The organism is Acidovorax sp. 106 (genome assembly GCF_003663825.1).
Taxonomy (GTDB): domain Bacteria; phylum Pseudomonadota; class Gammaproteobacteria; order Burkholderiales; family Burkholderiaceae_C; genus Acidovorax.
In genome coordinates, this window is record NZ_RCCC01000001.1 from 4,186,682 (window position 1) to 4,204,107 (window position 17,426).

Consider the following 17,426-nt stretch of genomic DNA (forward strand, 5'->3'; position numbering starts at 1 on the left):
GCGGCGCTCCATTGCACTTCGCCATGGGCATCGGCCACTGAGCCAGAACGAGCCCGCTGGAGAGGGCTGTATGCCAACAAGCGCAGGCTGCAGTAACACCACCCGGCCAGCGGGTGGGCTGGCGCCGGACTATGTAGTCTGCGTCAGCAGCGCGGTTTCGATCTTGTTGGCCAGCTGCGAGATCGCCAGGGCCGCAGGGCAGCCTGGGGTGTTCAGCAGCAGCAGTTGCCTGCGCATCACGGCATCGCGCACCGAGGGGTCGGCTGGAATGTCGCCCATGTGAATCAGGCGCACCGGGCGGCCCGATTGGGTGCTGACAAAGCGGTCTAGCACCTGCTGCAACTGGCTGGTGATGGCCCGGCCGTCGCCAGGGCGTGCCGCCTGGTTGATCACGATGCGCACGTGTTGGCGCTTTTGCTGCATCGCCAGCACCTTGATGGCCGCATAGGCGTCTGTGAGCGACGTGGGTTCGGGCGTGGCCACGATCAGCACCTCCGACGCGAGGGAGATGGAGAACAGCACCACGTCGGAAATACCCGCGCCGGTGTCTAGCAGCACCACATCGTATTGGGGTGTCAGGGCCTGGATAACACTCAGAAACTGGCTGCGCACCTCGGGCGTGAGCCGCGAGTACTCGACCATGCCCGAACCTGCCAGCAGCACAGAAAATCCACCGGGCGCCTTGATCACGGCTTCGTCCAACGTGGCTTTGCCAGTGAACACATCGTGCAGCGTGATCTTGGGATGCAGGTTCAGCACCACATCCAGGTTGGCCAGGCCCAGGTCGGCGTCGAGCACCAGCACACGTTGGCCTCGGCGGGTCAGCGCTGCGGCCAGGTTGGCGGACACAAATGTTTTGCCCACACCGCCTTTGCCGCTGGTCACGGCGATGATGCGTGCACCCGCCGCAGGGGTAGCCTGCTGCGGTGTGGCGTTGGGTGTAGTGGGTTGGGGGGACAGCGCGTCGCTCATCATCTAACTTTCAGTAGGCGCTGCCTGTTGCATCCAGGGGAGGCGGAAGATCGCCCCAGCCAGAAGGTGAATACAGCGGGCCAAACAACAAGCTCTTCTCTTCTGCACTGACCGTGCTGTCTGGCTGCTCCTCGATGCTCACGCGGTTGCGTCCGGCCGATTTTGCCTGATAGAGCTGGTGGTCGGCGCGGTCAATCCACAGCAATGTGGTGGAACGAATCCATTGAAGGGCAAACGCCCCGCCGATGCTGACGGTGACGTTGAGTTCAATCGATGGAGAAATGCGAATGGGCGTGTTAGCCACGGCCCGGCGAATGCGCTCCGCCACCACGGTGCCAAAGGCAGATTGGCAGGCGGGCAGTACCACGGCGAATTCCTCGCCACCGTATCGGGCCAGGGTGTCCATGGGGCGCACGCAAGCGGCCAAGGTGCGCGCTACCGACTGCAGCACCATGTCGCCGGCCAGGTGGCCGTGGGTGTCGTTGACCTTTTTAAAGTGGTCAATGTCCAGCATCAACAGCAAGGCTGCTTCACCCGAACGGGTCACGCGGTCGATCTCGCGCTCCAGCACGGCCCGAAAATGGCGCCGATTGGCCAAGCCTGTCAGCGGGTCTTTCAGCGAAAGTTCGCACAGGCCGTCGATGACGCCTTGCAGGTATTGACGGGGGTGTGAACGGTCCAGGCTGGGCGCTGCGCTGCTGCCGGTCACTTGTGTAACCAGGGCATGGGCAGTATCCAGGCGCAGATCGCGCAGGTCTACGAGGTGAGGGGCCGCCGAGTCAGACACAAATGGTTGCTTCTAAAGTTGATTGAGTGTATCAGCGGGGTTGGTCGTCCGATTGCAATTTCTGCACGATCACAGAGGTGTTACCCGGGGTGGGAGTTGCTGCAGGGCGACAAGGGCGTCGGCATCGGTGCGGTAGGTGTGCAATCCGGCGGCCGCAGGCAGCAGGCCTGCTTTGCGCAGGGCCGCCTCGACCGGCAGCTTGAGTCCACTCACATGCAGGCACCCGCCCCGCGCCAGCATCTGCGCATGCAGTTGGGCAAAGGTTTCCAGGCCGGTCACGTCAATGCGGTTGACGGGCTGGGCCATCAGGCACAGGTGCTTGATCTCGGGGTGGGCGCTCAAGTGCTCCATCACCCAGCGCTCCAGGGCGCTGGCCGAGGCAAAGTCCAGCTCTGCATCCATGCGCAGCGCCAGCAGTTCGGGCGCCAGGGGGGGCAGGTTCCACAGATGGCGGTCGCGCAGGCTACCGTCCGGGTGCAGGCCTACCTCAATGATGCGGGGGTGCAGGCGCTGGTACAGAAAGTGGCACAGGTTCATCACCAAACCGGCCAAAACACCCCAGTACATGCGTGGTGCGGTGGCCAAGGTCAGGGCAAAGGTGACCAACGCGATGACCGACTCCACCCGCGACGTGCGCCACAGGCGGGTGAAGGTGGCCGGTTTGATGAGGCTGAACACCGCCGTCACCACAATGGCCGCCAGGGCCGATTGCGGCACGTAGTACAGCGCCGGGGTGAGCCACAACAGCACCACCAGCACCACGAGGATGGAAAACACGGTGGCCCAGCCACTTTGCGCGCCTGCATACAGGTTGATGGCCGAGCGAGAAAACGAAGCGCTGGTGGCAAAGCTGCCGCACAGCCCACTGCTGATTTTGGACAGGCCCTGACCAATCAGGTCCTGGTTTTCGTTCCAGCGCTCACCGGAACGCTGGCTCTCAACCTTGGCGCTGGAGGCTGTCTCCAGGAAACTCACCAGGGTGATGACCAGCACAGGCATGAGCAGCGAAGAAAAGTCTGACCAAGGCAAAAGCCCGGGCCACTGCAAGCCTGGCAGCCCCTGCGGCAGGTGCCCCACCACCGCGCCACCCGCATCGGCGTAGCCACTGATCCAGCTGATGCCGCCCGCAAGGCCCACCACCACGATGGCGGCCGGGAAGGTGGGTTTGAGCCGCTTGGCCAGCCACAGCGCCACCACAGCGCCCAAGCCGAATGCCGCCGCCGTCAGGTCAAAAAGCCCCAGCGAAGGTGTTTGCAGCAGTGCACTGAAGTCGGCCCGCAAGCCGGTGAGTGCACCTAGCTGCGAAGACAAAATCAGCAAGGCTGCGGCCTGTGTGAAGCCACTGAGCACAGGGGAGGTGACCACATTGACCACCCACCCAAAGCGCGCCAAGCCCATCACGCATTGCAAGGCCCCACAAAGCAGTGCAATCCACACGGCCATTTGCACCCACTGGGCGCTGCCGGGCTCGGCCAGCCCGGTCAGCGATGCGCCAATGAGCAGGCTCGTCAAGGCTGTGGGGCCCACGCCCAGCCGGGTGGAGGCGCTGAACAGCACTGCCACCAGGGCAGGCAACAGTGATGCATAAATGCCTGTGACCAGCGGCATGCCCGCCAGCGCTGCATAGGCAACCCCTTGGGGCACGAGCATGAGGCCCACCGTCATGCCCGCCCAGAATTCACCGCGCAGCAACGCGGCGCTGGGCCGGGGCCAGGCCAGAAAAGGCAACCAGGAGCTGAAGGAAATGCGAGGCATGCAGTGATTGTCGCGCTGCGGGGCCGTCCGGGACGGCTGGGCACAACAAAACGCGCAGGGATTGCAGTGTTTTGTCCTACACGCCTTTCCGATCCGTCTGACCCGACGGGGCGTGCCAGCTGTCTACAGTTCAGCCATGTCTTTATCCGCAAGGAGATTTTTGATGCAAACCACCGAGATCAACCAACCCACCGTCCAGACCATGTCTATGACCTCCAAGGCAACCCGTGTTGCGTCAATGTTGGCCGTCAGCGCGCTGGCTTTGGGCCTGATGGCCTGCAGCAAGACCGAGGAGCCCACCGCGGGCCAACGCCTGGATTCAGCGGTAGAAAAGACGGAGCAAGCCGCTGCCGAGGCCCGAGCCAAAACCGAAGCCGCCGTGCAAAAGGCTGAAGTGCAAATGGAAAAGGGCGCTGAACGGGCCGAAGTGGCTGCGAAGGACCTGGGTGATTCGACCAAGCAAGCCGCCAATACCGCGATGGAGAAAATGGACGATGCTTCCATCACGGCCCAGGTGTCTGCGGGGCTGGCCAAAGACCCTGATCTGAGCGCCATTAAGATCAATGTGGACACCCTGGGGGGCGCTGTCACACTGAACGGCCCCGCCCCCAGCCTGGCCGCCAAGGACCGCGCCCAAACCATTGCCAAGAGCGTCAAGGGCGTGACTTCGGTGACCAACCTCCTGGTGGTTTCGGCGGGCTGACGCTTACATAACCGATGCCCAGAGCCTCCGTTGACGAGGCGCTGGGCAAGGGGCTGAAGCGCTACCATGCGCGGCATGAAGCAAGAAGACCGCGCCCCTGATATTTCCACCCAGATCGTTCACCACCGCTACCAGCCGCCCGCAGATTTTGCGGCCCCCCAGCCAGGAGTGTTCAAAGCCTCCACCGTGATTTTTCCCAACGTGGCTGCCATGCGCAACCGTGAGTGGAAGGACAAGACGGGCTACACCTACGGCCTGCACGGCACCCCCACCACCTTTATTCTGGAAGAGCGCTTGTGCACCCTGGAGGGTGGGCACGAATGCGTGCTGGTGCCCAGCGGGCTGGCTGCCATTGCTTCGGTGAATCTGGCATTGCTCAAAACGGGCGATGAGGTGCTGATCCCGGATAACGCTTACGGGCCAGGCAAGGATTTCGCAGCTGTGGAGCTGGCACGCTACGGTATCTCGCATGCGTTTTACGACCCACTGGACCCTGAGGACCTGGCCCGGCGTATCTCTGCTTCGGCACGCTTGGTGTGGCTGGAAGCCCCAGGGTCTGTGACCATGGAATTCCCGGACCTGTGCGAACAGGTGCGTATTTGCCGCGCTCGGGGCGTGATCACTGCGCTCGACAACACTTGGGGCGCGGGGCTGGCTTTTGCGCCGTTTGATTTGCTGGGGGATGGCAGCCTGGGGGTTGATATCTCTGCGCATGCCCTGACCAAGTACCCCAGTGGTGGGGGCGATGTGTTGATGGGCAGCGTCATGACCCGCTCGGCGGCTTTGCACATGAAGATCAAGCTCACCCACATGCGCCTGGGGCTGGGGGTGGGGCTGAACGATGTGGAGGCTGTGTTGCGCTCTTTGCCCAGCGTGGCATTGCGCTATGCCGCCCACGACCGCACGGCGCGTGAACTGGCCACCTGGCTCCAGTCGCAACCGGCCATTGCGCAAGTGCTGCACCCGGCGCTGCCTGGCTCGCCCGGCCATGCCCACTGGCAGGCCTTGTGTGGCGGAGCACAGGCGGGGCAGGGCGCTGCGGCGGGCTTATTCAGCGTGATGGTGGACGCCCGCTACAGCCAGACCCAGGTGGATGCTTTCTGCGATGCCTTGCAGCTGTTCAAGCTGGGCTACAGCTGGGGCGGCCCCATGAGCTTGGTGGTGCCTTACCACCTGCGCAGCATGCGTGAGGGGGCCACGCCCCATCTGCAACCCGGCACGCTGGTGCGGTTTGCGATTGGGTTGGAGGCTGCCGAAGATTTGCGCCAGGACCTGCTTCAAGCCCTGGCGGTGATGGAGCGCACTGCACACGCAGGTTGAGCAGGCTGCGCTGGCCGCATCGAAAACTCGCAGGGCGGGGTGGTAGTTTCCTCAGTGGCGCGCGCGGGTGGGCTGGATTACGGTGTGGTGGCGTCTGTTTCGCTCCCCGCCTCGTTCGGGGTAGTTCTTTCCTCCACTTCGCTGCGCCCCTCATGCCCGACACACCCGTTACTGAGGTTTCTCCCGCCCGCGACACGGCGCCCATCACCTTGCAGCCGCTGACGCTGCTGGATCCCTTTCGCTGGCTTGCACGTGGCGCACACGATTTGAAGGCCGCGCCCGGCATCGCAGTGTTTTACGGCCTGTGTTTTTGGTTCATGGCCTTGGTGCTGGGGTGGGTGTTTCGCACCAAACCGGAGTACACCATGTCAATTGCCAGCGGCTGCTTGCTGCTGGGCCCCTTTTTGGCGATGGGCCTGTACGACACCAGCCGCAGGCGTGAAGCCGGGCTGGCGCCGCAGTTAAGCGAATCCCTGACCTGCTGGGACAGCCACATGGGCAGCATGGGCATGCTGGTGCTTGTGCTGGTGGTGCTGGAGCTGCTCTGGGGGCGAGCATCGCTGGTGGTGTTTGCGGTGTTCTTCAACACAGGTATGCCTTCGACCACCGGGGTTTTGCAAGCGGTGTTCAACCCCGAAAACTGGAGTTTTGTAGCGGTGTATGCCGTGGTGGGCGGGGTGTTTGCTGCCCTGGTGTTTTCTACCTCGGTGGTGTCTATTCCGATGATTCTGGACCGCGACACCGACGCACTGACCGCAGGCATCACCAGCATGCGCGTGGTGCTGGAGAACCCCTTGGCCATGGTGCTGTGGGGCGCCTTGATCACTGTTTTGGTGGCGGCATCGCTGTGGGCGGGCAGCGTGGCCTTGGTGCTGATTGGGCCCTTGCTGGGGCATGCCAGCTGGCACGCTTACCGGGCGGCGGTGCAACGCTTGCCAGCCGATGCGAACGCGGCGCAAGAGCCGGTTTGAGGCTCAGCGCGCGGGGCTAGGCATGTCCTGCACAACTCCCTGCGGTCTGAGATAGCGCGGCGTCGGACGGTTCGCTGCGTTGCTTTTCTCGTCAATAGCCCGGCTATTGGCTGCCAAAAGACGCCTTGCGCCCCATCTCGATCCGCACTACCACCGCCTCGCGAGGGTTATGCAGAACATCCCTAGCTGTTACAGTGCCCCTCTACTTCAGAAAGCAAACACCTTGGCAACACCTAACTACGGATACGAAAAACGCCAGCGCGAACTCGCTAAGAAACAAAAGAAAGAAGAGAAGCTGAGAGCCAAAACACAGCGCCGGCCTGACGATCCGCACGCTGGGCCAGATGCTGGTGACCAGGCCGCTCAAGCGCCTTCTGCACCCGCGGACCCTGCGTCCAGTTAATGGCGGGCATTCATGGCTTGGCTGATGTCTCACTCAGAAGCCTCGCAATGGAATGACCCACTCAAGAGCCCGTGCGCTGCCTTTTTCAAAAAAAGGCAGCGCACGGGCTCTTTGTTTTTGCTTGTCAGTGCCTGCCCGTGGCTCTCAGCGCAGCAGCTTTTTTAGCTCTGGCCACACATTGGCCAGCATCTGCGGGTGGGCCTCGGCCTTGGGGTGGATGCGGTCGGCCTGAAACAAGCGCGTAGGGTCTGCGCCATCGGCCACCCCTTTGAGAAAGAACGGCACCACCGCCGCCTTGTTCGCCTTGGCCACCCCTTCAAACACCGCTGCAAAGCGGTTGGCATAGTCGGTGCCGTAGTTGGGCGGCACCTGCATGCCAATCAGCAGCACCTTGGCCCCGGCTTTTTGGGCTGACTGGGCCATGAAGCCCAGGTTGTCTTTCGTGTTTTGCAGCGGCAGGCCACGCAGCGCGTCGTTGCCGCCCAGCTCAATCACCACTTGGCTGGGCTGGTGCTGTTGCAGCAGCGCGGTAATGCGCGAGCGGCCGCCCGAGGTGGTCTCACCGCTCACACTGGCATTGATGACCCTGGCGTTGATCTTCTCTTGCGCCAATTGCTTTTCCAGCAGGGCAACCCACCCGGTGCCGCGTGCCAGGCCGTATTCCGCACTCAATGAGTCTCCCACCACCAAAATCACGGCGGGCTTGCCTGCAGCCGCCTGGGCGGTGCCTTGGGCAAACCCCCCCGGGCTGGAAATCCCCATGGCAAGGGCGGAGGCTGTGGTCAGGATAAAGTGACGCCGATGCAGATTGCGAATCAAAGTAAAGAGCCTTTCATGTCCGAATCCCCCTCATCGCCCGTGACACCCATTATTGCGGTGGAGCATGTGTTCAAGTCGGTGACGGATTCCACCGGCACGCTCGACATTTTGCGGGATATTGATTTCCGCCTGGCGCCCAGGGAAACCGCCGCCATCGTGGGCGCTTCGGGTTCGGGCAAGAGCACCTTGCTGTCCATCATTGCCGGGCTAGACACCCCCACGCGGGGCACCGTGCGGCTGGATGGCCATGACCTGTTCGCGCTGAACGAGGACGACCGTGCCGCGCTGCGGGCGCAAAAGGTGGGGTTCGTCTTCCAGAGCTTTCAACTCATGGGCAACCTCACGGCGCTGGAGAACGTGATGCTGCCGCTGGAGCTGGCCGAGCGCCGCGATGCCCGCAAGGCCGCCACCGAGATGCTTCAGCGCGTGGGCCTGGGGCAACGGCTGGGGCACTACCCCAAGGTGCTCTCGGGCGGTGAGCAGCAGCGCGTGGCCTTGGCCCGTGCGTTTGTCGTGCAACCGGCCTTGCTGCTGGCCGACGAACCCACGGGCAGCCTGGACTTCGCCACGGGCGAATCCATCATGCAGCTGATGTTTGAGCTCAACCGCGAGCAGGGCACGACACTGGTGTTGGTGACCCACGACCGGGGGATTGCCGCGCAGTGCGAGCGGCGGATCACCATCGACGCTGGGCGGGTGGTTGAGGATTAAGTTCAAGGAAAAATAGCTGCTCGCGCTTATTGAATAAGCGCGAGCAGCTATTTAATTGATAGCAATCATAGGCCTCTGAGCACGGCCCTTGGCAGTTTCTCTGCCTGCGCCTTGGGGGCCAAGCGTCTCAAGTTGGAGATTCGTTTCATAAAGATGCCAAGCATCGCCGCCATGCTGCGTTGCGCATCCTCGCGATAGCGACGGCTATCGCTGTGGTTTGCGCCTTGCCTGATGACGATTTCGACCTCTTTATTTCATTAACGAACTTCCAACTCGGGACACTGGCGGCCGCGCAACGATAATCCCTGCATGTCCTCCCCCAAAGTTCTTTTCGGCTTTCACGCCGTGGGTGTGCGCCTGAAGACGGCGCCCCAATCCATCATCGAGATTTATTACGAGTCCACCCGCCGCGACGCACGCATGCGGCAGTTTCTGGACCGTGCCAAGGAAGCCGGTGCCCGCCTGATCGAAGCCGACAGCGTGCGCATCGCCAAGCTCGCGGGCAGCCACGGCCACCAGGGCGTGGCTGCACGGGTGGAACCCGTGGCGCAGGTCACCTCGCTGGACGAGCTGCTGGAGAACCTGGAAGCCGCAGGCATAGAGCAGCCCCTGCTGCTGGTGCTGGACGGCGTGACCGACCCGCACAACCTGGGTGCCTGTCTGCGCGTGGCCGATGGCGCGGGCGCCCATGCCGTCATCGCCCCCAAGGACCATGCCGTGGGCATCAATGCCACGGTGGCCAAGGTGGCCAGCGGGGCTGCAGAGACCATGCCTTACTTCATGGTCACCAACCTGGCGCGCACGCTGGGTGAACTCAAGGAGCGCAACATCTGGTGCATTGGCACCAGTGACGATGCGCCCAAGACCGTGTACCAGGTCGACCTCAAGGGCCCTGTGGCCCTGGTGCTGGGGGCCGAGGGCGACGGCATGCGCCAGCTCACCCGCAAGACCTGCGATGAACTGGTCAGCATCCCCATGAAGGGGGCGGTGGAGAGCCTGAACGTGTCCGTGGCCAGCGGGGTGTGCCTGTACGAAGCGCTGCGCCAGCGATCACTTTGATGTGACGGTGGGGCAGGGCGACAAGGGCGACGCCACTGCAGGCCGCCAGCAGCGCGGGGCGTGCCTGCCCCCCTGTCCTGCAACCCCTGTTCACTATCTTTCACATTGTGTGGGTTGCGTAACGAATTGTCGCCTAGTCGACTCTCATTCGTTGATCTTCTGGTTAACCTGAGTGGTTTTGCACTATCCGGGCTAACTGCATATGAGTCGTCGTCACTTTCTTTTGCGAGCCACCCAAGCTGTGGCTGCCGCGGGTTTGCCCGCATGGTCCCACTCCGTTCTGGCGGCAGAAGAGGCCCTGTCTGCCAAGCATGTCACCCTGGGTTGCTCCATTGCCCTCACCGGCCCGTTGGGCATTGCGGGCTCTGAGCAAGTGGCAGGCATGAAAGCCGCCTTTGCCGAGGTGAACGCCGCAGGTGGCGTGCATGGCCGCGAAATTCGCCTGGATGTGAAGGACGACGCCTATGTGGCCAGCCGCACTGCGCAGAACGTGACGGGCATGCTGGAAGCACAGTCCATCTTTGCCCTGATTTCGCCCCTGGGCACCGCCAACACGGCTGCCATTTTGCCCATGGTGGAAAGCAAGGGTATTCCCACCGTGGGGCCGGTGACGGGCGCTACCTCGCTGCGCTCGGCTGACCAGCGCAACGTGTTTTTCCTGCGCCCAAGCTACCGCGAAGAATCCCTGCGCCTGGTCAAGCAGGTGGTGGAAATGGGCCTCAAGCGCATTGCCGTGGTGTATTTGGACAACCCCTTTGGCAAGGAAGTGCTCAAGGACATGTCCAAGGCGCTGGACGATGCCAAGGTGGAACGTTCGGGTGAATTTGCCCTGGCGGTCGATGGCAAAAATGCGGCCGAGCTGGCCGACAAAGTGGCTGCAGACCGCCCCGGCGCGGTGCTGCTGGCCACCACAGGCACCGCCAACACAGCCTTTGTGCTGGCGTTTCGATCCAAGGCCCAGGGCGTGCCATTGGCCGGGCTGTCCGTCGCTGTGGTGTCGTCTGAGCTGCCCAAGTTGGCTGCCGCCACCCGTGGGTTGGCGCTGGTGCAGGTGTTCCCAGACGCCAAATCGCAAAAATCGGTCGTAGTGCGCAAGTTCCAGTCCACGATGAAGGCCACGGGAGCAAACCCTGATCACCTCAACAGCACCAGCAGCCTGGAAGGCTGGCTGAATGCGCAAGTGATGATCGAGGGCCTGAAGAACGCAGGCAAGGAACCCACCCGAGATCGCCTGCGCAGCGGCCTGGCGAACATCCGTGCGCTGTCGTTTGGCGACTTCAGCGTGGGCTTTGGGGGCAAGGCGCCTTTTGTGGGCTCTGACGCGCTGTACCTGGCCGTCTACGCAGAAAACGCCCGCCGCATCAGCTAAGCCCGTTGCAGCCACTGGCCAATCTGGCCGTCAAGCCAGTGGCAGGTTTGGCTGCAGGGCTTGGCTTAGCTCGTCGTGCAGCGCCACCACGGCCTGCACCTCGGGGTGCACCGAGCCGCTGCCCACATCGCCCAGCCAGCGGCAAGCGGCGTATGCCTGGGCTTTTTGGTCGTATGCCTGCGTCCAGGCGGTGCGCTGGGGCATGGCTTCGGCCCGCACCGGCCACACGCCTGGGCGGGGACGCATGGGGCTGTCTATGCCCATGCGCCAAGGTTTGCCGCTCACACGGGCACGAAAGCAATGCTGGTTGTTGCACATGCGCACGTACATTGGGTCGGCCTGCACCTGGGCAAAAAAGGCCTGCACCAGGCCATCGGTAGGCTCAGCCAGGGTGTGTGTGACCAGCAAGCGCAGGCCAGCGGGTGTGCGGTAAAGCCGCAGGTTCCAATCTGGGTGCTCGGCCACAAAGGCTTGGAGCTTTTTGCGGGCCAAGGCCTCATGCCCACCTTGATAGCCAATCCACAACCGGTACAGTGCCTGGGCCGCAGTCGCCGACACAAGAGCGCCCAGCACCACGGCCATCAGCCAAACCCAGCCGCCCACGTAGGCTCGGGTGGTGGCTACGACGGCGAGCGTCAGCAGCGCAAACATCACCCAGGCCAGTCGCGCAGGCACTTGGGTGGCAAAGTCCACATCGGCAAACACCACATCCGGCGTATTCAGGCAATGTGCGCCATAGGCATTGCGGGTGATGACGGTGCTGCCATGGCGCGCCAGCACTTCTTCGCGGATGGGCAGGCCCTGCGCGCCGTTGTAGGCCTGCTTGCGCTCGCGCCGCGCCACGGTGTGGCCCGCCCGCAAGTCCGCCATGGCCTGCGCGGCCCGTGCATCGGCCATCGCTTGCGCGTCGGCCTCGCTGGTGTCAGACCATCCCCAGCGGCGCACTGTGGCTTGGCGCTTGCCGTGGGGCTGTTGCAGGCGGGCTTCAGCCCAAAAATCAGGGACGATCATGGAGTGCGGCGCCAGAGTATGAGAGGACGCTGGTTGCTACACCCAGCCCAGCGCACCCAGCAGCGCACCAGCCCCCAGCATCCACAGCAAATGGAGCTTGGTGCGCCACACCAGCAGGGCGGCCATGGCGGTCAGGGCCCACAACGGCCAGTTGTGCAGTGACGAGCCCTGGGTGCGCGTAAGCACCCAGGCGGTGGCCAGCAGCAAACCAATCACCACCGGCGCCATGCCTTGTTTAAAGGCCCGCACGCTGCGCCGGTTGCGATTGCGGTGGCCCCAGCGCGTGGCCTGCCAGGTCAGCACGCTGCTGGGCAACATCACGCCCACCATGCACACCACAATGCCCAGCAGGCCCAGGGCCCAGCCCATCATGCCCGGACCGCCTGCGTTCAGGCCCACGTTCCAACCCAACAAGGCGATGAACAGCACATTGGGGCCAGGCGCGGCCTGCGCAATGGCGATGGAGGTGTTGAACTGCGTGTCGGTGAGCCAGGCGTTGCGGTCCACCAAAAAGCGGTGCATGTCTGGCGCTGTGCTAATGGCCCCCCCCACGGCCAGCAACGACAGAGACAGGTAGTACATGAACAGGTGAAACCAGTCGAGCGCAGACAGCGCGGCCATGGCGGGTGCGGTGGATGTCATGGGGTGAGCTTTCTCCAGGTCAACACACAGGCCAGCAAGCCCACGGTGGGCAGTGTCCAGAACAGGGGCCAGCGCAGCACCGCCATGGCCACCACCGTGAGGGCCGCCAACCCCACGCACACCCACAAGCCCAGGGGATGCTTTTTCAGCGTGGACGAGAGCTTCAGGCCCATGCCTGCAATCAGCCCCGCCGCCACCGCGCCCATGCCGCGCAACGCGCCTGCCACCGCAGGGTGATCGGCAAACTGCGCATAGACCACGGCCAGGGCCAGCACTAGCACCATCGGAAACGCCAGCATGCCCGCCAGCGCCGCCAGCGCACCGCGCCAGCCAAAGTAGCGCTCGCCAATCATGATGGACAGGTTCACCACATTGGGGCCCGGCATGATCTGCGCCACGGCCCAGTCTTCGACAAACTCCTCGTTGGTCATCCAGCGTTTTTTGTCGACCAGCTCGCGTTGCACCACGGCCAGCACGCCGCCAAAGCCTTGCAGCGCCAGCCAGGTAAAGGACCAAAACAGGTCAGAGCAGTTGCGGGGCTGTGGGCGTGCGCTGGCGTCGGCGGCTTCGGTCATAAATCGCATCTAGCATAAAAACTGCCGCTAGCGCTTTATTTAAAAGCGCTAGCAGCTATCAAATCAGGAGTAAATCACTGGGGCATCCCGCAAGTATCTGCGCGAAACCGGCACCTGCTGGGGCGGCAGAGTCCGCACCGCTTGCTGCAGGGGGATTCTCAGCACGCCATGGTACGCGCGGCCGCCTTGCGCCAGGCGGGCCTTGCCATCGCAGACCGGAAAGGGCGGGGCACGCTTTGGTGCATGCCACGAAATACGGGCCAGTGCGTGGGGCGCACCGAGAACGCGGGTGGAGCAACAACCTGCTCCATCTGTCCGCAGGACAGTTTACTTGCCCAAGGTGCCTTGCAGCCTGTGCTCTTGCACCCGCCAGCCTGCTTGCTCAAGGTACTTCACCTTGAAGATGCGCAAATCGGCCTGCGCCTCGTATTTGACCTTGAATATCTTGAAGGTCGCCTGGCTTTCGTAGTTCACCAGATGCCAAACGGCGTCGCCCGTGGCTTGCTGCTCGTAGGGTACTTCCAGCACGGCCAGATCTGCCTGGCTTTCATAGGGGGCCTCAAACACCTTGGCATCGGCTTGGCTTTCGTATTTCACAACCAGTATTTGCGCCATGTCAGTCCCTTGTTGGTGGTGTGCAGTCTAGCGACCTCTGCGCGGGCTCGCCGTGTTGGGCCCCGAGGGTATCCAAAAATGCCAGCCAAATCAGCCCTGGCAGACAGGCGTTACGTCTTGATGCTTTATCGGTGTGCGTGTCCGTTGGGCCTTATGGCGCCTGCACCGCTGGCAGCAGCATCTCCCGCTCAGTGCAAAACCGCTTGGCTTCCTCTTCCAGCCAATCGCGCACCTGCTGCATGGCGGGGCTGGGGTGGCTGGAGGTGACAAACGAGTAGGCGGCGCGAGACAGCACGCTGCGGCCCAGCAGTGGCACGAGCCGACCAGCCTTCACGTCTTGCAGAACCAGCGCCGCACGGCCCATGGCAATGCCTTGTCCGGCCAGTGCCGCCCCCAGGGCCAGTTGCGACAGGTTGAATTGCTGCCCGCCAGCCCAGGGGGGCGGCGTGGCCCCCATTTGGGTGAACCAGTGTTGCCATTCTTCGTAGGTCTCGGCGCCTTCCCATGCGCTGCTGTCGTGCAGCAGCCAGTCGCTGCGCAGGTCTTCGGGGGTGTGGAGGGTGGGGTGGCGTGCCAGGAAGTCGGGGCTGGCCACGGGAATGAGCCATTCGTCCAGAAACACCGTGGCATTCAGGTCGGGATACAGGCCCAGGTCAAACCGCACGGCCGCTTCGATGCCGTCGCGCACCATGCGGGTGCGGTCCAGCGTATGGAATTCGCCAAACACGCGCAGCCCGGTGCGAGGGTATTGGCGAAAGAAGTCGCCCAGCCGAGGAGTGAGCCAGCTCATGGCGAACGAGGGGGAGCAACTCAGCGTCGCGGTGGTGGCCTCTGCCGGCTGGCGCATTTGCGCCAGCGTGCTTTCAATGGCGTCAAAGCTCTCGCGCAGCACCACCGCCAGCCATTTGCCCTCGGGCGTCGGAACCAAGGCCCGAGGAGTGCGCAAAAACAACGGGCGGCGCAGCCACTCTTCCAGTTGTTTCACCTGTTGGCTGACCGCACCCTGGGTGATGCACAGCTCTGCCGCGGCTTTGGTGAAGCTGCCATGGCGTGCAGCGGCATCAAAGCTGCGCAGCCAGGCCAGCAGGGAAGGGGAGAGTCGAATGTCCATTATTAATACTAATGTCTTTCTCAATATAAATGCGTTGTGACAGCGGCGTGGGCAGCGAAAAATGCAGTCAGTTAACAATGACACGAGTGCGCATGACATCCCTTGAGTGCCAGCCTGCGGTGCCTTCCTTTCCTGCAGACCTTCGCCCAAAATCTACCCTCGCGGTAGATGCCTTGTTGGCAGCACGCCTGCGCAATGCCCAGCCTGCGCTTTGGACCAACGCCGCTGTGCAGGCACACCCTGCGTCCGCGCTTTCGGCACTAGGGAGAACCATTAGTCTGGATGATACGAAAGCAGCTACAGCCCGGCTGGCCCGCTTTGCCGGGTTGCTGGCGCAGGTGTTTCCCGAGTTGGCTGAGACTGCGGGCCAGGTGGAGTCGCCTTTGCTGCCCGCCGATGCCTTGCAGGCCGCCATCGGAATGGCCGAGGGGCAAGGGCGCATGTTCATCAAGGCTGACCACAGTTTGCCTGTGGCGGGTTCCATCAAAGCACGGGGCGGCATGCACGAGGTGCTGGAATTTGCCGAGCAACTGGCGCTGCAGCATGGGCTGGTTGATACGGAGGGTGACTACCGCACCTTGGCGACCCCGGCGGCGCGGGAGGTGCTGGGGCGCTACCAGGTGGCGGTGGGCTCCACGGGCAACCTGGGGTTGAGCATTGGCGTGGTGGCCTCGGCCCTGGGGTTCAAGGCCGCCGTGCACATGTCGGCCGATGCCAAAGAATGGAAAAAAGACCGCTTGCGCCAGCGGGGTGTGCAGGTGGTGGAGCACCTGGGCGACTACGAGCGCGCCGTGGCGGCAGGTCGCGCCCAGGCCAGCGCCGATCCGATGTGCCATTTTGTGGACGATGAACAGTCTTTCTCGCTGTTGCTGGGCTATAGCGCTGCGGCTTTGCATTTGCAAACCCAACTGGCAGAGCAGAGCGTGGCGGTGGACGCAGAGCATCCGCTTATCGTGTACCTGCCTTGCGGTGTGGGCGGTGCGCCTGCGGGGATTGCGTTTGGCTTGCGCCAGCTGCTGGGGCCGCACGTGCACTGTTTTTTTGCCGAGCCCGTGCAGTCGCCATGCTTCATGGTGCAGATGCTGGCGGATGCTGCGCAGGGTCCAGGGCGGCACCCGTCGGTGTACGACTGGGGCCTGACCAACCGCACCGAAGCAGACGGCTTGGCCGTGCCGCGCGCCTCGTTGCTGGCCGCTGCGCTGATGCAGCCCCTGCTGTCGGGTGTGTTCACCGTGACCGACGACACCTTGTTCGCGCACCTGGTGCAGGTGCTGGATGCCTTGAATGAACGCATCGAGCCTTCTGCTGCTGCAGGCTTTAGCGGCCCCGCCATGCTGATAGGAACCACGGCCGGGCAGGCCTGGTTGCGCAGCACGGGCGTGGATGCCGTGCTGCACCAGGCCACCCACTTGGTGTGGACCACCGGTGGGCTGCTGGTGCCCGATGCGCAGTACCAGGGCTTTGTGCAGCGCGGGCGCGCTGTGCTGGCCGGGCGCAGCACGCTGCCGCTTTGATGGGGTGGGCCTTCCTGCTTCGATCATTTGACTTTTGCTTTCCCCTTACTTTTTCCCTTTTACTTTTGTGACCTTTGGAGAGAACGCCATGAACCGCAAGAAGCTGCTTTTGTCCGCCATGATGTGTGCCATGGGGGCTGCAGCATGGGCCCCCGCCATGGCGCAAGAGGGCAACTACCCCACCAAGCCCATCACGCTGGTGGTGCCCTTTCCTGCAGGCGGTGCCACCGATGTGTTGGGCCGTGTGATTGCCAAGAAGCTGGGCGACAAGCTGGGCCAGAACGTGGTGGTAGACAACAAAGGCGGCGGTGGCACCACCATTGGCGCAGCCTACGTCGCCAAGGCGGCCCCAGACGGCTACACGCTGCTGATCAGCTCGGGAACCACCTTCACGGTGAACCCGGCGGTACGGCCCAAGCTGCCTTACGACCCTGTCAAAAGCTTTGAGCCCATCGGCATCACCGGCCGCACCGGCCTGATCCTGCTGGCCAACAAAGATGTGCCGGTGGCGGACGCAAAGCAGTTTGTGGCAGCGCTCAAGGCCGCGCCTGAAAAGTACTCCTATGGCTCGTTTGGCGCGGGTACCACCTCGCAGTTCGCGGGTGAAATGTTCTTCCACGCTGCGGGCGTGAAGATCCAGCATGTTCCCTACAAGGGCAGTGCCCCAGCCATGACGGATTTGATTGGCGGGCAAATTCCCTTCACCGTGGACACGGTCTCGGCCGCCTTGCCGCACCTCAAGGATGGCAAGGTCAAGGCCATTGCCGTCACCACCGCCAAGCGCACTTCGTTGCTGCCCAAGGTGCCTACGCTGGCGGAGAGCGGCTATCCCGGCCTGGACATGGACACGTGGCTGGCCGTGGTGGCGCCGCGTGGCCTGCCACCGGCTGTCAAGTCGCGCCTGGAGTTGACGCTGGCGCAGGTGGTGTCTGACCCGGAAACCCGCGATAAGCTCCTGAGCATGGGCTTTGAGCCCGCCTATGGCTCATCCAGAGCCCTGGCAGAGCTGATTGACAAAGAACTGCCCTTGATGCGTGCCATTGCCCAGCGTGCCAACATCACCGCAGACTGAAGAAAGCGACACGCCTG

18 protein-coding genes are annotated in these 17,426 nt (G+C 63.2%); 9 read left to right on the top strand and 9 right to left on the bottom strand.

Going from position 1 to position 17,426, the window contains the following annotated elements:
• Positions 1–129 precede the first annotated feature (129 nt).
• From C8C98_RS18375 to C8C98_RS18385, 3 genes are all read right to left on the bottom strand, one after another.
• Positions 130–972: a MinD/ParA family protein gene (locus C8C98_RS18375; protein ID WP_121455450.1), complete on the bottom strand. Its 843-nt coding sequence runs from the start codon at positions 970–972 to the stop codon at positions 130–132.
• 10 nt (positions 973–982) lie between these two features.
• A complete protein-coding gene (locus C8C98_RS18380; protein WP_121455451.1) occupies positions 983–1,759 on the bottom strand; it encodes a GGDEF domain-containing protein in 777 nt (258 codons plus the stop codon).
• Positions 1,760–1,828: 69 nt separating this feature from the next.
• Positions 1,829–3,514: a SulP family inorganic anion transporter gene (locus C8C98_RS18385; RefSeq protein WP_121455452.1), complete on the bottom strand. Its 1,686-nt coding sequence runs from the start codon at positions 3,512–3,514 to the stop codon at positions 1,829–1,831.
• Positions 3,515–3,716: 202 nt separating this feature from the next.
• On the opposite strand from C8C98_RS18385, the gene C8C98_RS18390 reads away from it, so the two are divergent.
• The 4 genes from C8C98_RS18390 to C8C98_RS22105 all read left to right on the top strand — a co-directional run bounded on the left by C8C98_RS18390 (position 3,717) and on the right by C8C98_RS22105 (position 6,911).
• Positions 3,717–4,217 carry a BON domain-containing protein gene (locus C8C98_RS18390; protein ID WP_370450449.1) on the top strand — a complete coding sequence of 167 codons (501 nt, stop codon included), beginning with the start codon at positions 3,717–3,719 and terminating at the stop codon, positions 4,215–4,217.
• A gap of 66 nt (positions 4,218–4,283) precedes the next feature.
• Entirely contained in the window at positions 4,284–5,537 is a 1,254-nt protein-coding gene (locus C8C98_RS18395) for a PLP-dependent transferase (RefSeq protein WP_121455453.1), read from the top strand.
• A gap of 152 nt (positions 5,538–5,689) precedes the next feature.
• On the top strand, positions 5,690–6,508 hold the full coding sequence (locus tag C8C98_RS18400) for a DUF2189 domain-containing protein (protein ID WP_121455454.1): 819 nt from the start codon (positions 5,690–5,692) through the stop codon (positions 6,506–6,508).
• A gap of 223 nt (positions 6,509–6,731) precedes the next feature.
• On the top strand, positions 6,732–6,911 hold the full coding sequence (locus C8C98_RS22105; RefSeq protein WP_121456377.1) for a hypothetical protein: 180 nt from the start codon (positions 6,732–6,734) through the stop codon (positions 6,909–6,911).
• A 144-nt stretch (positions 6,912–7,055) separates the two neighbouring features.
• On the opposite strand, the gene C8C98_RS18410 is transcribed toward C8C98_RS22105, so the two are convergent.
• Entirely contained in the window at positions 7,056–7,673 is a 618-nt protein-coding gene (locus tag C8C98_RS18410; RefSeq protein ID WP_199726615.1) for an arylesterase, read from the bottom strand.
• A gap of 72 nt (positions 7,674–7,745) precedes the next feature.
• Here C8C98_RS18410 and C8C98_RS18415 point away from each other — a divergent pair, with 72 nt between their 5' ends.
• From C8C98_RS18415 to C8C98_RS18425, 3 genes are all read left to right on the top strand, one after another.
• Entirely contained in the window at positions 7,746–8,441 is a 696-nt protein-coding gene (locus C8C98_RS18415; protein ID WP_121455456.1) for an ABC transporter ATP-binding protein, read from the top strand.
• 309 nt (positions 8,442–8,750) lie between these two features.
• Positions 8,751–9,500, top strand: coding sequence for a 23S rRNA (guanosine(2251)-2'-O)-methyltransferase RlmB (gene rlmB, locus C8C98_RS18420; protein WP_099655382.1), 750 nt, complete (start codon positions 8,751–8,753; stop codon positions 9,498–9,500).
• A 256-nt stretch (positions 9,501–9,756) separates the two neighbouring features.
• Positions 9,757–10,869: an ABC transporter substrate-binding protein gene (locus C8C98_RS18425; protein ID WP_233574596.1), complete on the top strand. Its 1,113-nt coding sequence runs from the start codon at positions 9,757–9,759 to the stop codon at positions 10,867–10,869.
• A 30-nt stretch (positions 10,870–10,899) separates the two neighbouring features.
• Here C8C98_RS18425 and C8C98_RS18430 read toward each other — a convergent pair whose 3' ends face one another.
• The 5 genes from C8C98_RS18430 to C8C98_RS18450 all read right to left on the bottom strand — a co-directional run bounded on the left by C8C98_RS18430 (position 10,900) and on the right by C8C98_RS18450 (position 14,823).
• Complete coding sequence (locus C8C98_RS18430; protein WP_121455458.1) at positions 10,900–11,880, bottom strand: hypothetical protein; 981 nt, start codon at positions 11,878–11,880, stop codon at positions 10,900–10,902.
• A gap of 36 nt (positions 11,881–11,916) precedes the next feature.
• Positions 11,917–12,522 carry a chromate transporter gene (locus C8C98_RS18435; protein WP_199726616.1) on the bottom strand — a complete coding sequence of 202 codons (606 nt, stop codon included), beginning with the start codon at positions 12,520–12,522 and terminating at the stop codon, positions 11,917–11,919.
• Entirely contained in the window at positions 12,519–13,097 is a 579-nt protein-coding gene (locus tag C8C98_RS18440; RefSeq protein ID WP_233194856.1) for a chromate transporter, read from the bottom strand. Before C8C98_RS18440 ends, C8C98_RS18435 begins: the two co-directional genes overlap by 4 nt.
• 327 nt (positions 13,098–13,424) lie before the next feature.
• Entirely contained in the window at positions 13,425–13,712 is a 288-nt protein-coding gene (locus C8C98_RS18445) for a DUF6150 family protein (protein WP_121455460.1), read from the bottom strand.
• Between the two features lie 151 nt (positions 13,713–13,863).
• Complete coding sequence (locus tag C8C98_RS18450; protein WP_121455461.1) at positions 13,864–14,823, bottom strand: LysR substrate-binding domain-containing protein; 960 nt, start codon at positions 14,821–14,823, stop codon at positions 13,864–13,866.
• Positions 14,824–14,915: 92 nt separating this feature from the next.
• Here C8C98_RS18450 and C8C98_RS18455 point away from each other — a divergent pair, with 92 nt between their 5' ends.
• Both C8C98_RS18455 and C8C98_RS18460 read left to right on the top strand, forming a co-directional pair.
• Positions 14,916–16,337, top strand: coding sequence for a D-serine ammonia-lyase (locus C8C98_RS18455; protein ID WP_121455462.1), 1,422 nt, complete (start codon positions 14,916–14,918; stop codon positions 16,335–16,337).
• 88 nt (positions 16,338–16,425) lie between these two features.
• Complete coding sequence (locus C8C98_RS18460) at positions 16,426–17,409, top strand: tripartite tricarboxylate transporter substrate binding protein (protein WP_121455463.1); 984 nt, start codon at positions 16,426–16,428, stop codon at positions 17,407–17,409.
• Positions 17,410–17,426: the final 17 nt, after the last annotated feature.

Excerpts from the sequence above, each read along its gene's own strand:
- C8C98_RS18440 (WP_233194856.1), bottom strand. The coding sequence starts at position 13,097 with ATGACCGAAGCCGCCGACGCCAGCGCACGCCCACAGCCCCGCAACTGC.
- rlmB (WP_099655382.1), top strand. The coding sequence starts at position 8,751 with ATGTCCTCCCCCAAAGTTCTTTTCGGCTTTCACGCCGTGGGTGTGCGC.
- C8C98_RS18430 (WP_121455458.1), bottom strand. The coding sequence starts at position 11,880 with ATGATCGTCCCTGATTTTTGGGCTGAAGCCCGCCTGCAACAGCCCCAC.
- C8C98_RS18400 (WP_121455454.1), top strand. The coding sequence starts at position 5,690 with ATGCCCGACACACCCGTTACTGAGGTTTCTCCCGCCCGCGACACGGCG.
- C8C98_RS18410 (WP_199726615.1), bottom strand. The coding sequence starts at position 7,673 with ATGGGGATTTCCAGCCCGGGGGGGTTTGCCCAAGGCACCGCCCAGGCG.
- C8C98_RS18450 (WP_121455461.1), bottom strand. The coding sequence starts at position 14,823 with ATGGACATTCGACTCTCCCCTTCCCTGCTGGCCTGGCTGCGCAGCTTT.
- C8C98_RS18415 (WP_121455456.1), top strand. The coding sequence starts at position 7,746 with ATGTCCGAATCCCCCTCATCGCCCGTGACACCCATTATTGCGGTGGAG.
- C8C98_RS18455 (WP_121455462.1), top strand. The coding sequence starts at position 14,916 with ATGACATCCCTTGAGTGCCAGCCTGCGGTGCCTTCCTTTCCTGCAGAC.
- C8C98_RS18460 (WP_121455463.1), top strand. The coding sequence starts at position 16,426 with ATGAACCGCAAGAAGCTGCTTTTGTCCGCCATGATGTGTGCCATGGGG.
- C8C98_RS18445 (WP_121455460.1), bottom strand. The coding sequence starts at position 13,712 with ATGGCGCAAATACTGGTTGTGAAATACGAAAGCCAAGCCGATGCCAAG.
- C8C98_RS18375 (WP_121455450.1), bottom strand. The coding sequence starts at position 972 with ATGAGCGACGCGCTGTCCCCCCAACCCACTACACCCAACGCCACACCG.
- C8C98_RS18390 (WP_370450449.1), top strand. The coding sequence starts at position 3,717 with ATGTCTATGACCTCCAAGGCAACCCGTGTTGCGTCAATGTTGGCCGTC.
- C8C98_RS18385 (WP_121455452.1), bottom strand. The coding sequence starts at position 3,514 with ATGCCTCGCATTTCCTTCAGCTCCTGGTTGCCTTTTCTGGCCTGGCCC.
- C8C98_RS18435 (WP_199726616.1), bottom strand. The coding sequence starts at position 12,522 with ATGACATCCACCGCACCCGCCATGGCCGCGCTGTCTGCGCTCGACTGG.
- C8C98_RS18395 (WP_121455453.1), top strand. The coding sequence starts at position 4,284 with ATGCGCGGCATGAAGCAAGAAGACCGCGCCCCTGATATTTCCACCCAG.